Genomic DNA, 1425 nt, shown 5'->3' with positions numbered 1-1425 from the left:
ATTCGGAGTCGACCACGACGAACCCCATCACGATCCACCCGAACACCGGCGGACCGCAACCACCAACCAGCACCGAATCTTCGCGCACCATGCTGCGCCTCGAAGACGGCGCCGTGTTGCTGACCTGCAACAACACAGCCGCCTAGTGACACGCCCTGTCACCGGGCCTACCAGCGTTTGCCCAGCTCAAACCCCAAATACGCGGACTATATCGACGCGAAGCTGCGGAACGCAGGCGGTGGAGAGAGAGCGATCCAGCCGGGAGAGCACCGCCGCCCCGGGGTCGAGAGGGCACCCAATCCGGTCGCATCTTGGATGTGCGGAACGTGGCAATCCCGTTGGGGTCCGGCGCTGGTTGCCGGTGAGCTGACCGTGAGGAAGGCCGATGTCCCCAGCGGGCGAAGGATGACCCGAGAAGCGAATGCCGGCGGTCGAAAGACACCCGGGAAACCACGACGTGATGACCAGACTTCCGCTGGTCGTCGTGGATAACCGGCCGGATAGAGGCGGCTGCCTCGGCCCGAAAGGGCGCTGACGCGGGTCGGGTGAACCTGTGAAGGTGACGATGACGGCAGTGCTGGAACCGAAGGACAAGTTGGACGCTGCGGCCGTGGTCGCGGTGAACGGACCGGAGGGCGGCCTACTCGACTGGGACTCGATCGATTGGGACACAGCCGAGAAGGAAGTACGGCGTCTGCGACAGCGGATCTTCACGGCGTCGCGGGACGGGGACCTGAGCAAGGTCCGCAATCTGCAACGGTTGATGCTGCGGTGCCGGTCCAACGCCCTGGTGGCGGTTCGGCGGGTCGCGCAGCAGAACACCGGTCGCAACACGGCCGGTGTCGACGGCGCGGTGGCGTTGTGGCCCGAGGCGAGAAGCGAGCTGGCCCGCTGGGTTCAGCGGCGCTCCTCGTCGTGGGTCCCGATGCCGGTGCGCCGGGTGTTCATCCCGAAGGCAGGGGGCAAACGGCGCCCACTCGGCATTCCCGTGATCGCGGACCGCGCGTTGCAGGCGGTCGCGCTCAACGCGTTGGAGCCGGAGTGGGAAGCGCGGTTCGAGCCGAGATCCTATGGATTTAGGCCGGGCCGTGGCTGCCACGACGCGATCGAGGCGATCTTCTCCACCGGCAAGGGCCTGCGGTCCAAGCGGGTGTGGGTCCTCGACGCGGACCTGGCAGCGGCGTTCGACCGCATCGATCACCAGTAGCTGCCCTTTGGTCCGGAATGTCAGCCCGTCCGCGATGCCCATCCCCGCCGCGGTGTCCGGGTCGGTGAGGTGCTCGGCCGGGATCCATTGTCGGGCCCCGATCAGCGCATGCCCGACACGTTCACGCACATACGCCAGATGCACCGTGTTGATCCCGTTCGCGAGCCGACCCGCACAGCCCATGTACTGCCGTTTCACTCCACACGTCGCCGTGCCCT

1 protein-coding gene and 1 pseudogene are annotated in these 1425 nt (G+C 66.8%); one reads left to right on the top strand and one right to left on the bottom strand.

The genetic code is table 11. The annotated features are described in order from the left end of the window. Nucleotides 1-565: 565 nt before the first annotated feature. Nucleotides 566-1207 (top strand): reverse transcriptase N-terminal domain-containing protein, encoded by a 642-nt coding sequence (locus F8271_RS31355; protein WP_151493384.1) that lies wholly within the window; start codon nucleotides 566-568, stop codon nucleotides 1205-1207. 51 nt (nucleotides 1208-1258) lie between these two features. Here the strand turns inward: F8271_RS31355 and F8271_RS33655 are convergent. Next, a pseudogene (locus tag F8271_RS33655) lies at nucleotides 1259-1390 on the bottom strand (IS701 family transposase); the annotation flags it as partial. Between the last annotated feature and the right edge of the window lie 35 nt (nucleotides 1391-1425).

It is taken from the genome of Micromonospora sp. ALFpr18c (assembly GCF_008868155.1).
Taxonomy (GTDB): Bacteria; Actinomycetota; Actinomycetes; order Mycobacteriales; family Micromonosporaceae; genus Micromonospora.
Note: the sequence above shows the minus strand (reverse complement) of the source record. Positions and strands in the feature narration are given on the sequence as shown.